The sequence below is a fragment of the Nostoc sp. genome, from assembly GCF_036917635.1.
In the GTDB taxonomy this organism is placed as follows: domain Bacteria; phylum Cyanobacteriota; class Cyanobacteriia; order Cyanobacteriales; family Nostocaceae; genus Nostoc.
The window spans coordinates 1-19,913 of sequence record NZ_JBALCW010000061.1; the positions used below are offsets into that span (position 1 = coordinate 1).

At 40.5% G+C, this 19,913-nt stretch carries 7 protein-coding genes; 4 read left to right on the top strand and 3 right to left on the bottom strand.

Annotated features, from left to right (window positions below):
• Positions 1–75: 75 nt before the first annotated feature.
• The 3 genes from V7K32_RS15675 to V7K32_RS15685 all read right to left on the bottom strand — a co-directional run bounded on the left by V7K32_RS15675 (position 76) and on the right by V7K32_RS15685 (position 6,374).
• A complete protein-coding gene (locus V7K32_RS15675) occupies positions 76–3,843 on the bottom strand; it encodes a two-partner secretion domain-containing protein (protein WP_334994721.1) in 3,768 nt (1,255 codons plus the stop codon).
• Positions 3,844–3,955: 112 nt separating this feature from the next.
• Positions 3,956–5,314 carry an AAA-like domain-containing protein gene (locus tag V7K32_RS15680; protein WP_334994723.1) on the bottom strand — a complete coding sequence of 453 codons (1,359 nt, stop codon included), beginning with the start codon at positions 5,312–5,314 and terminating at the stop codon, positions 3,956–3,958.
• Between the two features lie 136 nt (positions 5,315–5,450).
• Positions 5,451–6,374 (bottom strand): pentapeptide repeat-containing protein, encoded by a 924-nt coding sequence (locus V7K32_RS15685; RefSeq protein WP_334994725.1) that lies wholly within the window; start codon positions 6,372–6,374, stop codon positions 5,451–5,453.
• A 714-nt stretch (positions 6,375–7,088) separates the two neighbouring features.
• Here V7K32_RS15685 and V7K32_RS15690 point away from each other — a divergent pair.
• The 4 genes from V7K32_RS15690 to V7K32_RS15705 are packed head-to-tail and all read left to right on the top strand — an operon-like array spanning position 7,089 to position 19,732.
• Complete coding sequence (locus V7K32_RS15690; protein WP_334994727.1) at positions 7,089–7,892, top strand: hypothetical protein; 804 nt, start codon at positions 7,089–7,091, stop codon at positions 7,890–7,892.
• A complete protein-coding gene (locus V7K32_RS15695) occupies positions 7,861–8,850 on the top strand; it encodes an aspartate/glutamate racemase family protein (protein ID WP_334994729.1) in 990 nt (329 codons plus the stop codon). Before V7K32_RS15690 ends, V7K32_RS15695 begins: the two co-directional genes overlap by 32 nt.
• A 41-nt stretch (positions 8,851–8,891) precedes the next feature.
• On the top strand, positions 8,892–10,850 hold the full coding sequence (locus V7K32_RS15700) for a non-ribosomal peptide synthetase (protein ID WP_334994731.1): 1,959 nt from the start codon (positions 8,892–8,894) through the stop codon (positions 10,848–10,850).
• Positions 10,847–19,732, top strand: a complete 8,886-nt coding sequence (locus tag V7K32_RS15705; protein ID WP_334994733.1) for an amino acid adenylation domain-containing protein — start codon at positions 10,847–10,849, stop codon at positions 19,730–19,732. Before V7K32_RS15700 ends, V7K32_RS15705 begins: the two co-directional genes overlap by 4 nt.
• Positions 19,733–19,913 lie beyond the last annotated feature (181 nt).

A 19,913-nucleotide genomic window follows, 5' to 3' on the forward strand; every position in this document is an offset into this window, starting at 1 on the left:
AGTAGTGGATGCACCGCTCACCTGGAGTAGCAGCAAAAATGCTAACCCTCCATCATACCTCATTTTTCGTTCCAATTAAGATGCGTTTGCCCTGGTAGGCACAGAAGGCAATTGAGTTAATCCTCTAGAGGGATCAACATCTGGGGTGTTGATATTAATCGTGCCATTAATGCCTAATTGAGAACTGGCGGTGATGTCACTATTTGGGGTGAGTTCGTTACTAACCTGTAAGCCAAAAATACCTTGACTAGTAATGTTGATATTCCCACCATTACCAGCAAAAGCATTGGCGGTGATGTCACTGTTTTCTTGCGGAACAGCAGTAATAAATTCACTATTAATATTGATATTGCCACCATTACCACCGCCACTGTTTTCTGTTCCTGCACGAGTGGAAATTTGACTGTTATTTCGTAAAAGTAGGTTATTGGATACCTTGAGGTTGATGTTACCTCCTTGTCCAGAAACGCTGGTAGCAGTGATGGAACCTTGATTAAGAGAAATTGCACGGGCATCAATATTAATATCTCCAGCATTGCCTGTTCCTAAAGCGTTGACAGATACGGTTGCGCGATCGCCAATATTTAAGTCACCATTGGGAATGCTGATATTAATGTCTCCCCCGTTTCCTGAAGCAGTTTGAGCCGAAGAGGCAAATAAGCCTGAGCCAAAACCCTGCTGCGAGGGGTCAATTAAATCAATGGACTCGAAACCATTAACTGTTAAATCCCCAGCTTTTCCAGAACCAAAGGTAGTAGTAAATACCTGTGCGCCGCCTTTAGCTGTAAGTTGACGTGCTGTTAAGTTAACATTGCCAGATTCGGCATTGGTTAATGTTCCTGTACCGATGAAAGAGTTATCTAACTCGAAGTTATCACTGCTATTGATAGTAATATTCCCCCCTTGTCCTTGACCCAAGGCAGTAGTAGCAATTAATCCACTATTGCGGGTAAGAAAATTCGGGGTTTGAATCACAACATTTCCGGCTTTACCTTGGCCTGCGCTGACAGCAACAATTCCCTGGTCAAAGTTAGCAAGGTTGAGAGTACCCGCATAAGCTGGATTGATAATTTTTTCCTGCAAGTCTGTAAATCCATTACCAGCAACTTCTACAGATTCGCTGGCGTTGATAGTAATATCACCGCCATTACCAGCACCAGCAGTTGAAGCGTTAATCCTACCATTATCTAATTGCAGCCTGCGGGTATTAATTGTAATGGGTGCGCCATTTCCTTGACCAACGGTACCACTGGTAATCTCTCCCCCTTGGTGGATAATTAACTGCCCAGTCGTAATATTCAAAGCCCCAGCATTACCAATTGGACTCAAGGAAGCCGTTGCGATGCTACTGGGAAAACTGCTATTGTCTGCGAAAGTTCCCACCACTTCTACTTTGTCGGTAGCGTTGAGATTTAATGTTGCTCCATTTCCCTCTCCTGTGGTTGCTGAGGAAACAATGGAACCATCACGGACATTTAGTTGTTTAACCGATAAAGTTAAGTTGCCTGCATTACCCGTACCAGCTAGCGCCGCTGCATCGATTATCGACCTATTGGTGAGCGTTACATTATCAGCATTAATTGTCAAATTCCCGGCTTGCCCGGAACCAGCAGTTGCCGTTTGAATGCCGGCAAAATTCTGCAACAATATCTCTGTAGCATTAATTGTTAAATCTCCGCCATTACCTGAAACTGGGAACGTGCTAATTCCACCTGCATCTTGAACAACTAAGCGCCCAGTGTTAACCGTCAGTTTCCCAGAGTTACCACTCCCAAAAGCATTTGTGTTTATACCTACTCCTGTTCCTTGTAGAAGTTGGCTCACCAATTGGCTAGGGGTAAGTATCGGGGTTGTGGGTTGACGACCGATAACTTCTACGGATTCTGAAGCATTGATTGTTAAATTCCCGGCATTTCCTGTCGTGTTTAGGTCAGTTCCAGTACTTATGGAAGTTGCTTTAAATGGGAAAAAAGCTGTAGGATCTTGGCTAATGCTCAACCGACGAGCATTGAGAGTAAAATCTCCAGCATCGCCGCTAGCACCAGTAGGAAGATTTACAGCCAACGCCGCATCGGAATTTGTACCAATATCGCTTGTCTGCATGACTACATCATCTGTAGCATTGAGAATCATATTTCCCCCTCGACCTTTACCCCTGGCTAGGGCAAAAATAGATGTAGTATCTAGAAAAATTGAGCGGGCGGTGAGGGTAATATCATTGCCTTTATCTGCACCTAAGTTGGCATTGATGATGCGAATATTTTTACCAGAGAGGATATTACCACTAGTAAATGTAATTTTACCTGGTGTATCTCCAATAGAAGCGATATTACCTGAGCGGGGAAAGTCGCCTGCGGCATTGAGGCTGAGATTACCTGCGGCGGTGAGAGAAATATTTCCTGCTTGCTGTTGGGCATTAGCTAACAGATAATTAGTAGTGGTAATTCCGCCTGCGCTGCTGTTAATAACGATGTCACCACTATTATTGGAGTCGGTGATATTTGGTATGTTGAAAAACCCACTAATTAAATTACCAGTCGTAATATCATTGATAGCGTTTAGAGTAATGTCGCCACCATTGCCGCTACTTTTTGCAGAGATAATAGATGCATCGGTAGTATTAATTTGACTGGTTTGCCCAAAAGTTCCTGATGTAATAGTTGTATTTCCGCCATTGGTGAGGATTTGGGAACCTGGGTTCATGAAAAATTGCGCTACTCCAGGATCTCTTTCGGTGGCGATCGCATTTTCATCGTTAATTTTCGCGTTAAAATTACCACCATTGAGAATGATACTGCGGTTGGGATTGATGGTGAGCGATCGCCCCGCTTCTAAGTTAAGATTATTTGCCCCAATACCAGTGATATCATCATCAACAGTAATATCATTGTTAGCCTGTAAACTGACATTATTGACCGCTAACGCTTGGCTTAGACTTTGACCGCTAACAGTACCCCCTGGTTGAATCAGAATATCTTTCGGGTCAAGCAGTAATGTTCCAAAACCATTTACAGTACTAGTATCTACAGTACCAACAAATTCCACCCTGCCACCTGATACTTCTACAAACCCACCCTTCCCAGAATTTTCACCACCACGGGCGCTAATATTACCCTCAAAATGCGTCAAATTATTTGCTTTAATAATTACAGTGCCGCCATTGCCGTTTTTGAGAGCATCAGTGTTAATCTTGGCATTATTTAATAAGCTCACCTGATTACCTAAAAGCTTTACAGTTCCTTCTGGTACAGTTAGGGAACCTCTATTAGTAATAATATCTCCCTGTAAAGTCAGAGTTTGCCCAGTACCTATTGTTAAATTTCCCTGATTGCTAATTTCTGTCTGTGGTTGGTGTAGGGCATTAGAAAATAAAGCTGTTGGTTGAATTGTTAATAAATTACTTTTTTGAGTTTCAGTAGTACTAAATAACCCATTTGTTCCTAATTTAATTGCATTTGCAGTACTAGCTGTAAAAGAACCTGCAATATCTAATCTGGCATTTTTACCAAAAATAATCCCATTCGGATTAATCAAAAATAAGTTTGCAACACCATCTACACCTAATGTGCCAAAAATTTTAGATATATGATTTCCTGTAACGCGAGTGAGGATATTATTAATACCCGACGGATTAGCAAAATAAACCTGTTGTCCTTGATTAACATTAAATTCTTGAAAACTGTGGAAGAGATTACCACCACGAATTGCACCTCCATCAATTAATTCACGTACATTTTGAGGGGTAATGGTAGATTGTTCGCTTCCCAAAGTGCGATCGGGTATTATTTGAGCATTAGCTGGATGAGAACAGGTAATAAAATAAGTAAATATATTATTAAACAATAAAATGGTGTATATTTTAAAGTACCGAGAGTACTGTCTATGAATGTTTATTATTTTAAACATGGTTAACTCGTTTTTTTATTTGAAGCCCACAGAACCGACTTTTTATTTGTTACGAATGATTTAAAATTGCTGTATTCTTGGTAAAGCGATCGCTAAAATACTGTCTATACAAATCACAACTTACTGTTGCAGTTTTTCCTTCCATATATATCAGCCCCAAACTTTTTAACTTAAATGCTACTTCTTGTTCTAAGGTAATCGGTACAGTTGACTTAATAACCTGTTGAAAACCATCAACCAAATCAGGATTTTGCAAAAGACAATGTAACTGATTGTGCAAATAATCGCTAAAAATTCCAGTATCATTTGTGGCATTTTGTAGTATATCGTCTACAGGAATTTGATATTGAACGCTATGATAAAATGCCAGTCGCACCAAGTAAGGAAATCCTCCTGTAAGCGCCATTAATTGTTCAAATTGCAAAGCTGTCATTTCGAGTCCGTGACGTTGTGCTAAATCTTCTAACTGCAATCTTGTAAAAGTAGGCAATTCAATTGCTAATCCTACATTAAAAGGAGATTTATTAATATCTAAATTAATATAAATATCGGTAGATTTAACAATTAACACTCGTAATTTTTGCCAAATTGATATATCTCTTGTTTCTTCATACCATGAGCGCAATAGCCTCAAGAAATCACGAGTTAATTGAGGATATTCAAACAATTTATTTACTTCATCTAATGCTAAGATAACGGGAGTAGGGATTTCCTGTAATACATACCCTTGAAAGTAGATAGTACAGTTCATCAAATCACCCATATCCTCGTCCCAATATTCTTGTAACTTTGACTTTATTCCTAACTGATGAGTAACATTGGCACAAAACCAGCGTAAAAATTTTTCTAATGAGCTAAAAACTTCTGTTTCAGCACGATGTAAACTTAACCTTACAGTATGATAATCATGCGAACTCCCATAAGCGAGGATTCTAGTCATTAAAGAAGTTTTCCCCATCTTTCGCGGCGCTTTGATGTGGATAAACGCACGAGGTTGAAGAATTGCTCGATAACAGACTTGTTCTAAGCCCCGTTCAATATATAAGGTAGAAGAAAGCGAAACTTGTCCTTCTGGAGGTTCTAGATCTATCTTTTGCCGCATCTGTGTAGACTGAGATATTGTTTGCAAATATGAACTGTCTAGTCGTTGCTCTAGCACAGCACGACAATTGGTTCGATTAACTTTCTCACCAAGAGTAATAGAAAGTAGTTGCCATAATTTAGGAGCAACTAATTGCCTAATATAGTTCTCAGAGTAGTTATTTTCTGTAGCAATTTGCCCGTAACTTTTTTTTGTTTCCAATAGAGATCCTGACAAGACAGCTTTTTGGATAAATGAGAGTGATTTCCCTGTTTTATTAGTAATTAATGCTTCTGTCAATTGGATAAATTGTTCTAGACTCCTCATCTCTCTTCAAAATTAAAGATGTTTAAAATTATATTTATTTTCATCCCAATTCTCTCAAAGCAAAGGTGCAAGCCTTCCATTTCTACATATTTAGACTTTCATAACTATACATCACGAATTAATATTAGCCATCATTCTAAAAATCAGAAATATTCAATGCTCCATTTTGCCTCAGCCATTGCTTTTGTTGAGAAGTTAACCCAATAGCATCGGTAAATACCGCTCCCTTAACGCGAGAACCGGAAAAATTTACTCTTTCTAATTGAGTATTTGTAAAATTTGTGTGTCTTAAATCACTATCACTCAAATTTGCCTCATTTAGAACTGCCTCCTCTAAGTTGGCGTTAAATAAAGAAGCTAACTTTAAATCAGCACGACTCAAGTCTGTATTAAATAAACAGGCTAACTCCAAGGCAGTTTGACGTAAAATTGCATCACTCAAATCTGCACTACTCAAGTCTGATTTAATTAAATCTGATTCTGTTAAGTTAGCTCCCTTTAAAATAGTATCGTGTAATTGCGCTCCTTCCAAATCAACTCGTTGCAAAGAAGCAGTACATAAAATTGCTCCTTCCCAGTTGGATTCACGCAGATTGGCATCATCAAACTTAGCACCAGTAAAGTCTGTGGCTTTGAGATTTGCTTTAAACAAATTTGCCCCAGTTAAGTCTGCTCGAGTCAAACAAGCCTTTTCTAAATCAGTCTCTGTTAAAATTGCCTCTCGTAAGCAGACAGAATCAAGCTTGGCATAATTCAAGTGAGCGCCGGTTAAGTTCACCCTAGTTAGAGTAGCGTGACTCAAATTTGCCCACAATAAACTCACATTTAATAGATTTGCGTTTTGCAAATTGGCTTTTTGCAAGTCTGCTCGATTTAGGTCTGTCCAAACCAGCGTGGCATAACTTAAGTTAGCCTCACTGAGATTGGCACTACTGAGGTTAGCATAGCTGAAATCAACACCACTGAAATCAACACCCTGCAAATAAATCTGGCTTAAATTCAGGTGTTGAAAATCTCTTTCCTTCGCTGCATAGCGTTTGATAATTTCTTGGGCAATCATTGTTTTAAGCAAATTTAATTAACAATAATCTATCGCCTACAAGGAATTGTCATCCCATATAGCAATATTTAATTAATAATTTATATTTAATTTTCTGTCATCAAAATTAATGTAACTTAACTAAATATATGAATTATATTTATTGACAAACTATTTATATATATGAACAAGAATAATATGTATGACATTATATAAGTAGGTGGGCGCTAAAAAAGACAACTAAATTAAGAAATTTAAATAGCTTAAAAGCTTATATTTAAAGCTTTTTTTGCGCTTTACATAAGTTTACATACTTTGGTTTAATTGTACCTATTTACTTATTCAAAGTTGTAATACTTATATATTGCCAAAAAACTAGTTTGTGAAGCAGTAACTAAAAATATCTTCCAGCAGAGATAAAGATATGACATTTATGTACTTGTTTGATTTCAAATGAAAATGCTTTAATAAACTGTTAGAGTCAGGGTATTTGCAAAAGTTATCCAAAAAATTCATATTTACTGTTTTAGTTTTCATTCTCTTACATGAAAATTTGTAAACCTCTGCAACTATGAATTTTAGTAACGGATTCTATTGCTGACAACCTGATATGCTTAACATTAGCTTGGAAAAGATTGCTCCAGTTTCTCCTGGTGCAAAGGAAGCCTTTAACATCATATGTCTACGATCGCGTCAACATCTAGCATTATCCGTACGGTTAGCAGTATTATCAACATGGTTTCTGATGAAAAGTTGCAACAGGCTTTGAGTCAGAGTTTCTTGGAAGCAAGTGAAGCACTGCAACATTGTGAAAACTTTTTTGATCTGTTACCTACCCATTGCTGGTCAAGCAAAATGCTAGCTACATTCTTTAATTCCTGGAAAGCTACGCACTTGAAAATGTTAGGTATATATGGCCTATCTTGCCGTTTACAACGTCTTGCTTTAACCAAAAATATTCAAGAACGGGAACAATTATTATTAGCTAGCGCCTTCAATGCTGAAACTAGTCACGAAGATTTGGGATTAGACTACGAAGGTGTAACTCACGCTGCACTCTATGAAGATTTTGCTAACAGCTTTTTAGGAAATTACCCTTGGCAATTAGATGAATATTGTTTACCCCAAGCGCGTGATTTTAAGAAATGGATATATCACAACATGGTGGTAGATGATATTTACAAGGGGTTATTCACAAATATGTTCTCAGAAATTTACAACCACGGTGAGTATACGCGAGCCTTATTTGCTTTTTCAGAATTAATTGAGAACTATTACCACTTTTCCCCTGAAGAAAAAAAGAAAGCTCTGTTCTATATCGGTGTTCATGTTGCAGACGAAACGGAAGTGGCTCACTTTCAAGTAGTCGTCAAAGCCTTGAATGAGTACAGCAAAGCTACTAACACTCCAATTGACTATACACAGGCAAAACTTTTGTTTAAGGAGTACCTAACTCGGTTAGGTACTGTAATGGAAGCACTAACTATAGAGATGAGACAAGAAATAAATGCAGCAAAACATCTGCTATCCGTGTCTTAAACCTCAAGCTCAACATTTTTTTAACGATGCTCAACAAGCTATTGCTGCAACTTTAGATTTTCGACAACATCTGTGTGCGATCGCTCAAAACAAAAAGCTACGCTCAGAGGCTGTTGAGGATCAAAGTTACCCCACTGAAGTCATTGTGCTTAGACCAAAACAGACTCAAGCGCCTCCTTTACTATTGTTGGGCGGAATGGGACCTTTAGCAGGTTTGGGAGCTTTTGAGGTAGCCTGTCAGATGTTCCAAAACAGTAGGGAAATTGTTCTGTTTCAAGCTTGTTCATTGCCTAATCGCACTACGGCCATTCAACAAAAGACTCAAATTGGTGCATCTCAAGAGCCGGATTTAGCGATCATGCTTGCGATCGCTATCCGAGAAGCAATGCAGTATATTTGCTCTAGCGTTGAACCTGTTGAGTTGATCGTTCTGTGCAATGGCGCTCATTATTTCTTACCTGAAGTGATGCAGCAACTCCTGCTTAATTATTCAAAGATTTTTTTCAGACTGCGATGGATCTCTTTGATTGACATTACAATACAGCACTTGCAACAACGAAACTTTTGTCAGCCTTTAATTCTATGTACTACAGCAACGCGACTAGGATGTGTTTACTCTCGACCACTTCAAAAAGTGGGCATTGTTTACTTAGAACCAAACGATGAATTGCAATCAATATTAATGCAATCTATTTATCAAGGAGTAAAAACATCTGACTACAATTTTGCTTGTAAAGTCGGTGAGCATTTTTTCGTTGAACTACTCAAACTCCAGCCTTCTGTTGACTGTATCATCGCTGGATGTAGCGAAATTCCCTACTTGCTGGAATGGTTGAAAACTCATTCTTCTAAGCAAGTTAAGAGGTTCTTATCAAAATTAGAAATTATTGATCCTGTAACACTAACTTTGAAGAGTAGACTTAAATCCTTGCAGCATTTGAGGACAGTCAGTCATTAACGCCAAGAAAAATTAAATAGCCCTAATCATGAAGATCAACGATGAATAACTCTTTGCAACAGTTAATTCAGAGACGTAATGTCCACCCAAATACCCCTTTTATAAAGTTCGACAAGAAAGATGTTGAACTATCGGTTCCTGAGCGCTTTCAAAAACAAGTAGATATGCATCCTGAGCAGATTGCTGTTAAGACTGGGGAGCATGTGTTCACATATAATGCCCTGAATCAGTTTGCCAATCGGATAGCCAGGGCTATCTTAATCAAGCGCGTTCAGCTTTGCTGCGCCGAAGGCGAACACCTTCGGCGCAGCAAAGCTGAACGCCAAGCAGAACCAATTGCAATATTATTTGAGAGTGGTGCTCCGATAATTGCTGCAATTATGGGTGTATTGAAAGTTGGTAAGTTTTATGTACCACTAGATGCCTCGCTGCCACAAGCAAGGATTAGCTATATTCTGAAAGATTCACAAGCAGGTTTATTGCTAACAGATAGCAGAAATATCTCATTTGCCAAAAAATTGCAAATTAGCGGATTAGAAATACTCAATATTGACGAGATAGATTCCAGCATTTCTTGTGAAAATCTAGATTTACCTCTGCAACCAGATAATTTTGCCTACATTATTTATACCTCTGGCTCAACAGGGCAGCCTAAAGGCGTGATCCAAAACCATCGTTATATTCTGCATCTGACGATGAACTATACCAACAGCGGTCATATTTGTGCCAATGATAAGCTAGCGCTTTTGTACTCCCCAAATTTTGCTGGTGCTGTGAGAGATATCTTCTGCTCGTTGCTCAATGGTGCAACTCTTCTGCCATATAACGTTAAACAAGAAGGGCTAATAGGTTTAAGTAGCTGGCTGAACCAGCAAGAAATAACCATCTTGTTTGTAGTAGCGACTATGTTTCGCCATTTTGTTAACACCTTAACTCAACAGGAGAAGTTTACCAAATTGCGCCTAATTCAGGTAGGAAGTGAGACAGTCTACAAAAAAGATGTAGAACTTTACAAGCAGCATTTCTCTGATGACTGTATTTTTGTTGCCAATTTAGGAGGTTCAGAAATTAGCCCAATTCGTCAGTACTTTGTTGATCGGGAAACAGAAATTATTGGCAGTACTGTACCAGCTGGCTATGCAGTTGAGGATCATGAGGTTTTGTTAATTGATGATGAAGGTAAACCAGTTGAGTTTAATCAGATTGGTGAAATTGTAGTCAGAAGTCGTTATCTTTTTTGTGGTTATTGGCAAAGACCAGACTTGACCGAAGTAGTACTTTTGAAAAATGCCCAAGAAGAAAATAAGCTGTTATATAAAACGGGCGACTTAGGCTGTATGTTGCCAGATGGCTGCCTTTTGCACTTAGGCAGAAAAGACTTCCAGGTGAAAGTCAGAGGCTACCGCATCGACATTTCGGAAGTCGAAATGGCATTAATAAATACCAACCTCATCCGAGAGGCTGCTGTCGTAGCATCACCCGATCATCTAGGTCTAAGAGCCTATATTGTGCCGCTCGTTCCCCAACAAGCACTCTCACTGCGAGAACTACGAAGTCTGCTCTTAAAAAGCCTACCAGACTACATGGTTCCTTCAACTTTTATGACTTTAGAAGCGCTACCCTTAACACTCAACGGCAAAGTTGACCGTTTGGGTTTACCTGTTTTCAATCAGATGCAAAGAGCGCAGTTAGAAAGTTTAGTTTTGCCTCGCACTCCTACTGAGCAGATACTAGTTGACATCTGGACTCAAATTCTCGGGGTAGAAGAAATTGGGATTCATGATAACTTTTTTGAGTTAGGGGGTCACTCCCTACTTGTTAATGAACTTATTGCACAATTATTTAACGCTTTATCAATAAATATTCCTTTAGTAACTGTATTTGAATTACCAACAATAGCTCAACTAGCCAAACGTATTGAAAACATTTGTCGGATAACATTAGAACAAAAAAATGTGCCTGATAACAGCACAGATGATAATGAAGAAGGTATGCTATGAAAACGCTTGATGAACTGTTATTAGAACTTAGCCGTCTTGATATCAAAGTCTGGGCTGATGGCAACAACCTCTGCTATCAAGCGCCTAAAGGTATCCTAACTTCAGATATATTGGCTCAAATAAGAACATACAAAACAGAAATTTTAGCATTCCTAAATCAATCAGTACTTGAGTCACAATCAATTATTAAACCTGTTGATGCAACTATAAAAAATGATGGTTTGCCTTTATCCTTCACTCAAGAACAATTTTGGCTACTCCATCACCTAGAAGAGTCAAATTATATCTACAACATGGTGAGGGCGTTTCGCTTGGAAGGAGACCTGGATATTTCCAACTTCGAGCGAGCAATCCAATATCTGATTGCGCGTCATTCCATTCTTAGGACTGGGTTCAAGGTGGTGAATGGTTCGCCAGTACAGGTCATTACACCTCAGATGACCTTTGACATTCCTGTAATTGACTTGCAGAACTTATCAGAAACTGAGCGTATTTCTCAAGCACAACGACTTCTTTTGCAAGAGCGTACCCGTGCTTTTGATTTGAATCAGCCTCCTGTGTGGCGAGTGACTTTAATCCGTCTTCATCCTCAGACTCACTTGTTGATGTTCAATCTGCACCACATTATCTGTGATGATTGGTCAATCCAGATATTTTTGCGGGAATTATCAGCCCTGTATCAAGAAGTTTCAACAGGAAAAATAGCTTCTTTACCAGAACTCCCTATTCAATATGCTGATTTTGCTCATTGGCAAAATCAACAGACCACTCTTGAGAATTTTCACCGACAGTTAAACTACTGGCAGCAACAGTTGGCAGACGTTGTGCCTGTTTTGGAACTGCCCTACTTAAGCGATCGCAATGATCACGTAAAGCAAGCGTTTCAATCTGGTATAATACGGTTGTCTGTGAGTGCTGAGATAACTGGCAAGTTGAAGCAGTTAAGTCAACAGTCTGGGACAACCCTTTTTACCACCCTCCTGGCTGCTTTCGCCATCTTACTTTCCCGCTACACCCATCAGGAAGATTTAGTTATTGGAACTGGTATTGCTAATCGCACCTCAGCGCAAATAAACCCACTTATTGGTGCTTTTGTCAATACACTTGGCTTACGTATTCAGATTTATGATAATCCTACCTTTCGAGAACTGTTAACTGAAGTAAAAAAAGTTGTTTTAGAAGCGTATGCTCATAGTGAAGTTCCCTTTATTAAAGTTATTGAAGCTCTGAAAATAGATCGCAAATCGCGTAATAATCCCCTTTTGCAAGTAATGTTCACTTTAGAAACTATCAATCAGGAGAAATTGCAACTTCCAGGAATCATCACAACGGAACTCGAGTTGAGTAAACCAACAGCTGGAGCAACCTTTGATTTAACCTTAAACTTGTGGGAAACAAACTCAGAACTGCTAGGGAAACTAGAGTACAACGCCTATCTGTTTGATAAGGAAATAATTCAGCGCATCAGTGGGCATTTTCAGACTTTGCTAGCAAGAATTGTTGAATCTCCAAACCAGTGTATCGGCAATTTGTCAATACTCAACGCTACAGAAAGGGAGCAGTTGCTAGGGAAAGAAATACAGAGGATTGAGTCTGAGTTTTTGTGTTTGCATGAGTTGTTTGAAGCACAGGTGGAGAAGACACCCGAAGCTGTAGCACTTAAGTTTGAAGGACAACATCTGACTTATCGGGAATTGAATCAGCAGGCTAATCAACTGGCGCATCACCTGCAAACTCTGGGTGTAAAACCAGAAACTAAGGTAGGTATTTGCGTAGAACGTTCACTAGAGATGATCGTGGGCATATTGGGAATACTCAAAGCCGGAGGGGCATACGTACCACTAGACCCCAATAATCCCCAAGAACGGCTGAACCACATACTAGAAGATGCACAAGTGCAAGTGTTGGTAACGAATTCGCAATTACGCAACACTCTAGCTCAGAGCAGTTTTGTAGTGTATTTAGATGAACAAGCAGACAAAATTGCTCAGTACCCCCAAAATAACCTAGTCAGTGGTGTACAGGATGATAACCTAGCGTACATGATTTATACATCCGGCTCTACAGGAAAGCCCAAAGGAGTATTAATCACTCATTACAATGTCGTTCGGTTATTCAAAGCAACAGAAGATTGGTATCAGTTTAATCAAACGGATGTATGGACGCTGTTCCACTCATTTGCATTTGACTTTTCCGTTTGGGAACTGTGGGGAGGCTTGTTGTATGGCGGGTGTGTTGTGGTTGTGTCTTACGAGGTGAGCCGAGACTCGCAAGCATTCTACAACTTACTGGTTGCTGAACAAGTGAGTGTTCTCAACCAAACTCCATCCGCTTTTTACCAACTAATTCAAGTTGATGAACACTCAAAGACAACAGAAAAATTGAGTTTACGGGTGGTGATATTTGGCGGAGAAGCACTCTCGTTACCTTTGTTGCAACCTTGGTTTGAACGGCATGGGGATGAACTACCCCAGTTGGTAAACATGTACGGCATTACAGAAACAACGGTTCATGTAACAATCCGTCGTTTAACCCTAGCTGATGTGAAAGCTACAAGTAGCTTAATTGGGCAGCCAATTCCTGACTTGCAGATTTACCTTCTGGACAAATACCAAGAACCTGTACCCATTGGAGTGGTAGGAGAAATTTATGTTGGCGGTGGTGGTGTGGCGAGGGGGTATTGGCGGTGCAGTGAACTCACCGAGGAGCGGTTTGTGCCCAATCCCTTTAGTAATCAGCAGCAAGGGCGTTTATACAAAACGGGGGATTTAGCGCGATATCTGCTTACAGGTGAGCTTGAGTATAAAGGACGTATCGATCATCAAGTCAAAATTCGGGGCTTTCGGATTGAGTTAGGAGAAATTAAAGCACTACTTTCTGGGCACCAAGCTGTGCGAGAATGTGTTGTACTTGCCAGAGAGGATGAACCTAATAATAAGCGATTGGTAGCCTATATTGTTCCTGACCATATCCAAGCTTCAACTATTTTCAATTTGGTGAGTTTAAGAGAGCAGGGTATACTAAGCGATCGCTCTCTCTATGAGTTACCCAATGGGATGACGATCGCTCATCTCAATAAAACAGAAACAGAATTTCTTTATCAAGAAATATTTACCGATCAATCCTATTTACAGCATGGAATTACCCTTGATGAAGGAGACTGCATTTTTGATGTCGGGGCGAATATCGGTTTGTTTAGTTTATTTGCTGCTCAAGCTTGCCCAAAGGTAAAAATCTATGCTTTTGAACCTATTCCCCCTATCTTTGAATTGTTACGCTTGAATGCAGAACTTTACCATCTCGATGCCAAAGTCTTTAACATTGGTCTTTCTGGGGAAACTAAATCTGCTGAATTTACCTATTATCCCAATGTTTCCGTCATTTCTGGACGCTTTGCTGACGCATTTGAGGAAAAAGAAGTTGTCAAATCCTTTTTGCTTAAGCAACATGCGGGAATAGGCAATGGGACAACAGTATCACAAGAAGTACTGGATGAATTATTAGTTGAACGCTTGCAGAGTGAGCAATTTACCTGTCAGTTAAAAACAATTTCTGAGATCATCGAAGAAAATCAAATTGAGCGTATTGATTTACTCAAAATAGATGTGGAAAAAAGTGAACGGGATGTATTAGCAGGAATTCAAGAAAGAGATTGGTTAAAAATCCAGCAAATTATTGTTGAGGTTCATGATATTAATGGCAGACTTACTGAAATTACGGAGTTGCTGAAATTTCATAGATATGATTTGACCATTGTTCAGGACAAATTACTCGAAGCAACCCCCCTCTATAATATTTATGGAAAACGGACAACAATAAAGCAGCGTTTCCCTAAAAAAACAGGATCAAAAAGTATAGGCGATCGGCAATCGACTTGGAACAGTTTAGAGACATATATTCAAGACCTTCGCCACTATCTCAATGAAAAACTGCCTGAGTACATGATTCCATCTGCCTTTGTTGTCCTAGAAAAGTTTCCCTTAACGTCCAATGGAAAAGTTGATAGCCGCGCTCTACCCATACCGGAAAATTTCAAGAGTAGACTAGAATCTAGCTTTATACCACCGAGCACCCCTACCCAAGAAATTTTAGCTAACCTTTGGGCTGCGATTCTCAGTATTGAGAAAGTCGGGATTTACGATAACTTTTTTGAATTGGGAGGACATTCTTTACTGGCAACCCAAGTTATTTCTAGACTGCGAACAGCCTTCCAAATTGATTTACCCTTACGCTGTATATTTGAATCACCCACGGTTGCACATTTAAGTGAGGTGATCTTAGCCGAGTTGCAAAAAGGTATCGGTCTAACACTACCACCGATTTTGCCCACCGACCGAGAGAAAAACTTACCCCTGTCTTGGGCACAGCAACGTCTTTGGTTTCTCCATCAATTGGAGAGTGAAAGTAGTGCCTATACAATACCCTTTCCTCTAAAGATGAGTGGGAAATTAAATGTCAAAGTGCTGGAACAAGCCCTACAGGAAATAGTGCAGCGGCATGAAGTTTTGCGTACTCACTTTCACATGGTAAATAACCAGCCAGTGCAAGTCATTGTTCCGCATTTGACCTTAACGCTACCAGTGGTAGACCTGCAAAATTTGCCAGACCCCTGGCAAGAACTGGAAAAGCAAGCTATTTTGTTAGGTCATCAACCATTTGATTTGGCTCAAGATGCGGTAATACGGGTCAGGCTTTGGCAACTTTCCGAAGAGGAACATGTACTGTTGGTGTTAATTCACCATATCGCAGGCGATGGTTGGTCACTAGGGGTTTTCATCCGCGAACTATCTGCTCATTATCAAGCCATCAACAGTGGTACATCTTCTCTCTTACCATTATCGATTCAGTATGCCGACTTTGCTGTTTGGCAGCGTCAATGGTTGACTGGTCAGGTTCTTGAGCATCACTTGAGCTATTGGCAGCAGCAGTTAGCAGATGCACCGCTCCTACTGGCATTGCCAATAGATCGTCCTCGTCCGGCAGTACAGACTTTTTGCGGTGCAAGAGAATATTTTCAACTGGATCAAAATTTAACAAAGCAACTCAAGCAACTGAGTCAGAAAGCCGGAACAACTTTATTTATGACGCTCCTAGCAGCGTTTGTCGTTTTACTGTCACGAATAAGCAATCAAACTGACATTGTTATCGGTTCTCCGATCGCTAACCGCAATCGTCATGAAATAGAACCATTAATTGGCTTTTTTGTCAATACTCTGGCTCTACGATTTGATTTATCCAAAGCACCGAACTTTGAAGCGTTATTGGCACAGGTGCGAGAAGTCACAATAGAAGCCTATGTTCACCAGGACTTGCCCTTCGAGATGTTGGTTGAAACATTACAAATTGAGCGCCATTTGGATCGTAACCCTCTGGTACAGGTGACGTTTGCCCTCCAAAATGCTCCCACTCACGGTTGGGATTTGCCTGGTTTAACTGTGCAAAAGATGCCTTTGTCTCTGGGGGGTGTGCGGTTTGACCTGGAAATGGACTTTTGGGAAGTAGCTGGATGTCTAAATGGTATTTGTTATTACAACACCGACTTATTTGATGCGACGACAATTAGCCGAATGGCTGGTCATTTCCAAATCTTACTAAAGGGGATTGTCGCTGATCCAGGGCAGCACCTGACGGCATTGCCTCTGCTGACTGAAGCCGAACAACATCAATTGCTATTCGAGTGGAACAATACCGAACTAGAGTATCCCCAGGATAAGTGTATTCATCAGTTGTTTGAAGATCAGGTAAAAATGACCCCAAACGCGGTAGCAGTGGCGTTTAAAGACCCTCCGGGTTCGCAGTTGCTACAACGGAGGGAACCTCCGCAACGCACTGCTCACCATCAACTGACTTATAAAGAGTTAAACGCCCAAGCCAATCAACTGGCACGCTACTTGCAAAAGTTAGGGGTAGGGCCAGAAGTACTAGTGGGAATTTGTATTGATCGTTCTCTAGAAATGGTCGTAGGATTGCTGGGGATTCTCAAAGCGGGTGGGGCTTATGTACCATTAGACCCCGCCTATCCTAAAGAACGCTTAACCTTCATGCTCTCAGATTCACAAGTCTCGGTGTTGCTAACTCAGCAAAGGTTAGTAGAATATCTTCCACACGTGCATCCTGTGGTTTGTTTAGACAAAGACTGGGAGATAATTTCCCAGGAACACGAAGCTAATCTGGTTAGTAATGCTACATCCCAAAATTTAGCCTATGTGGTTTACACATCAGGTTCTACAGGCAAGTCCAAAGGTGTGATGATTGCTCATCGCAGTCTGGTTAATGCATATCAAGGTTGGGAAAACGCATATCAGCTTCGGTCTCTTACCAGTCATCTCCAAATGGCTAGTTTCTCTTTTGATGTCTTTTCCGGGGATATGATTCGCGCTCTTTGTTCTGGGGCAAAGTTAGTGTTATGCCCGCGTGAGTGGCTTTTGGAAACAGAAAAGCTGTATGATCTGATGCTCGTGGAAAAGATTGATAGCGCAGAGTTTGTTCCAGCTGTTTTCAGGAACTTAGTTCAGTATCTGGAGAGAACCAAGCAAAATCTTCACTTCATGCGGTTGCTAGTAATAGGTTCAGATAGCTTGTATGTTAAAGAGTATGAGGAATTTAAACGTTTGTGTAGTCCTGATACTCGCTTAATTAATTCCTATGGAGTAACTGAAGCCACCATTGACAGTACGTATTTTGAAAGTACAAAGGTCAACTTGCCTATTGATGGGACAGTCCCAATTGGACGCCCGTTTACCAACACGCAAATTTATATTCTAGACCGCAACCTGCAACCAGTTCCTATCGGGGTCGAGGGCGAACTGCACATTGGAGGTGTTGGTCTTGCCAGAGGCTACCTTAACCGCCCGGACTTGACCGAGCAAAAATTCATCCCCAACCCCTTTGAGAATTCTAAATTAAATCGTCTGTATAAAACAGGGGACTTAGGTCGTTACCTTTCTGATGGAAACATTGAGCTTCTGACTCGGATTGATAATCAAGTGAAAATTCGGGGCTTTCGTATTGAACTTGGGGAAATTGAAGCAGTATTAAGCCAACATCCCTTGGTACAAGAAAGTGTAGTTATTGCCAAAGAAAACATTTCAGCAGAAAAATACTTAGTAGCTTATTTAGTACCCAATATTCAAGGTGAGACTTTCTCGGAGCAGGCTGAATGGGAAAATGAACAGATCATTAACTGGCAAAAAGTTTACCAAGAAAGTGATAGTTTACCTGCTACATCTACAGATATAACCTTTAATATCATTGGTTGGGACAATAGTTATACTGGGAAACCTATTCCTGCTTCAGAAATGCGCGAGTGGGTAGATAACACAGTGGCAAGAATCCTCGCCCTGTCTCCAAGGCGAGTATTGGAAATTGGTTGTGGTACAGGACTGCTGCTATGTCGCATTGCGCCCCACTGCCAGGAGTATTGGGGAATTGATTATTCTCAACCAGCACTCCAGCACGTTGAGCAAATTAAACAAATGGTTCCGGGTTTAGAACGGGTAAAATTGCTGTATAAGCTTGCTGATGACTTTGAGGGAATTCTCAATCGCCAATTTGACACTGTAGTTATTAACTCAGTGGTGCAGTATTTCCCCAGTGCAGACTATCTCCTCCGGGTTCTTAAAGGAGCTATGACGGCAATTGGCGATCGCGGCACTATCTTTATCGGTGATGTCCGCAGCTTACCGTTACTGGATGCTTACCACGCCTTAGTTCAGTTATCTAGAGCTTCTAAGGAACTAACTGTTGAGCAATGGCAGCAGAAGGTGCATCAAAGTGTGCCAGCAGAAGAGGAACTGGTTATCGCTCCCGCTTTCTTTTTAGCCTTACAACAACACTTTCCTCAGATAACCCAGATAGAAATTCAACTCAAGCGTGGTCACTATCACAACGAGCTAACCCAATTCCGTTACGATGTTACACTGCATTTAGGTAAATCAGCCCTAACAACTGCAATCTCCTGGTTAGACTGGCAACTAGACAACCTAACTTTAGCAGAGGTACATCAAAGGTTATTGCAGGAGCAGCCAGAAATGTTAGGAATCCGGCATATTCCTAACAGCCGGGTACAGCACTCAGTACAATTAAGTGAATGGTTACAAAATCCCCCTGCCGCTAAGACAGTAGGACAACTGCAACAGCAACTGATGCAATTACCAGCAGCAGGTGTCGATCCTGAGCAGTTTTGGGAACTGAGCGAACAAGTTGCTTATACCATGCACGTAAGTTGGTGGAATGCCAGTCAGGACGGTTGTTATGATGTTGTGTTTTCTCGCAGCGAGGTAACAAAGCCAAATTGGCATATCCAAACAATCACTTCCAAGCCCTGGAATCACTATACAAACAATCCCCTACGGGGCAAGTTAGTTCAGAAGCTGGTACCCCAAGTACGCGAATTTATCCAACAGAAACTACCCAATTACATGATGCCTCAGGCATTTGTAATCCTTGATGCCTTGCCACTCACACCTAATGGCAAAGTAGACCGTCGCGCTCTTCCCAACCCCAACTCAGTTGTGAGAACATCTTCGTTGGAAATGCCACAAACCAAGGCAGAACAACTTATTGCTGATGTTTGGCAAAAAAACCTGCAAATAGAAAAAGTTGCGCTGGATGATAATTTCTTTGACCTGGGTGGAAATTCTTTACGATTAGTTCAGGTGCGGGAGCAACTGCAAACTATTTTTACCAAAGAATTATCAATAATAGAGATGTTTCAGTATCCAACGGTGAGGGCATTGGGGCAATATTTAAACGGACAGGTATCACCAAAAGCAGATACTGAGAATTTAGCTCCAGAGCGATCGCAAATTCGCAGTCATCAAGTTTCTCGGAACCCACAAAGGAATATCAGACAACAGTATCGCTCGCAGAAAAAAGGGTAATTCAATTTTGGATATTTTTAGGACTTACGCAAAAATACCCAAAAACTTTAATTTATCGAACCGCCAACTCTTGCAGAAGCTGACTCCAACGCATAGCGTCTCGTAGAGAAGAACGCCAAGCAAGAATTCGTAGAGCGTGCGTAAGTCCTAATTTTATTGATCCAAAATTCAAGATTTCAAT

What these genes read in the sequence shown, in the direction of transcription:
- V7K32_RS15680 (WP_334994723.1), bottom strand. Translation starts at nt 5,314, where the DNA reads ATGAGGAGTCTAGAACAATTTATCCAATTGACAGAAGCATTAATTACT.
- V7K32_RS15685 (WP_334994725.1), bottom strand. Translation starts at nt 6,374, where the DNA reads ATGATTGCCCAAGAAATTATCAAACGCTATGCAGCGAAGGAAAGAGAT.
- V7K32_RS15690 (WP_334994727.1), top strand. Translation starts at nt 7,089, where the DNA reads ATGGTTTCTGATGAAAAGTTGCAACAGGCTTTGAGTCAGAGTTTCTTG.
- V7K32_RS15695 (WP_334994729.1), top strand. Translation starts at nt 7,861, where the DNA reads ATGCAGCAAAACATCTGCTATCCGTGTCTTAAACCTCAAGCTCAACAT.
- V7K32_RS15700 (WP_334994731.1), top strand. Translation starts at nt 8,892, where the DNA reads ATGAATAACTCTTTGCAACAGTTAATTCAGAGACGTAATGTCCACCCA.
- V7K32_RS15705 (WP_334994733.1), top strand. Translation starts at nt 10,847, where the DNA reads ATGAAAACGCTTGATGAACTGTTATTAGAACTTAGCCGTCTTGATATC.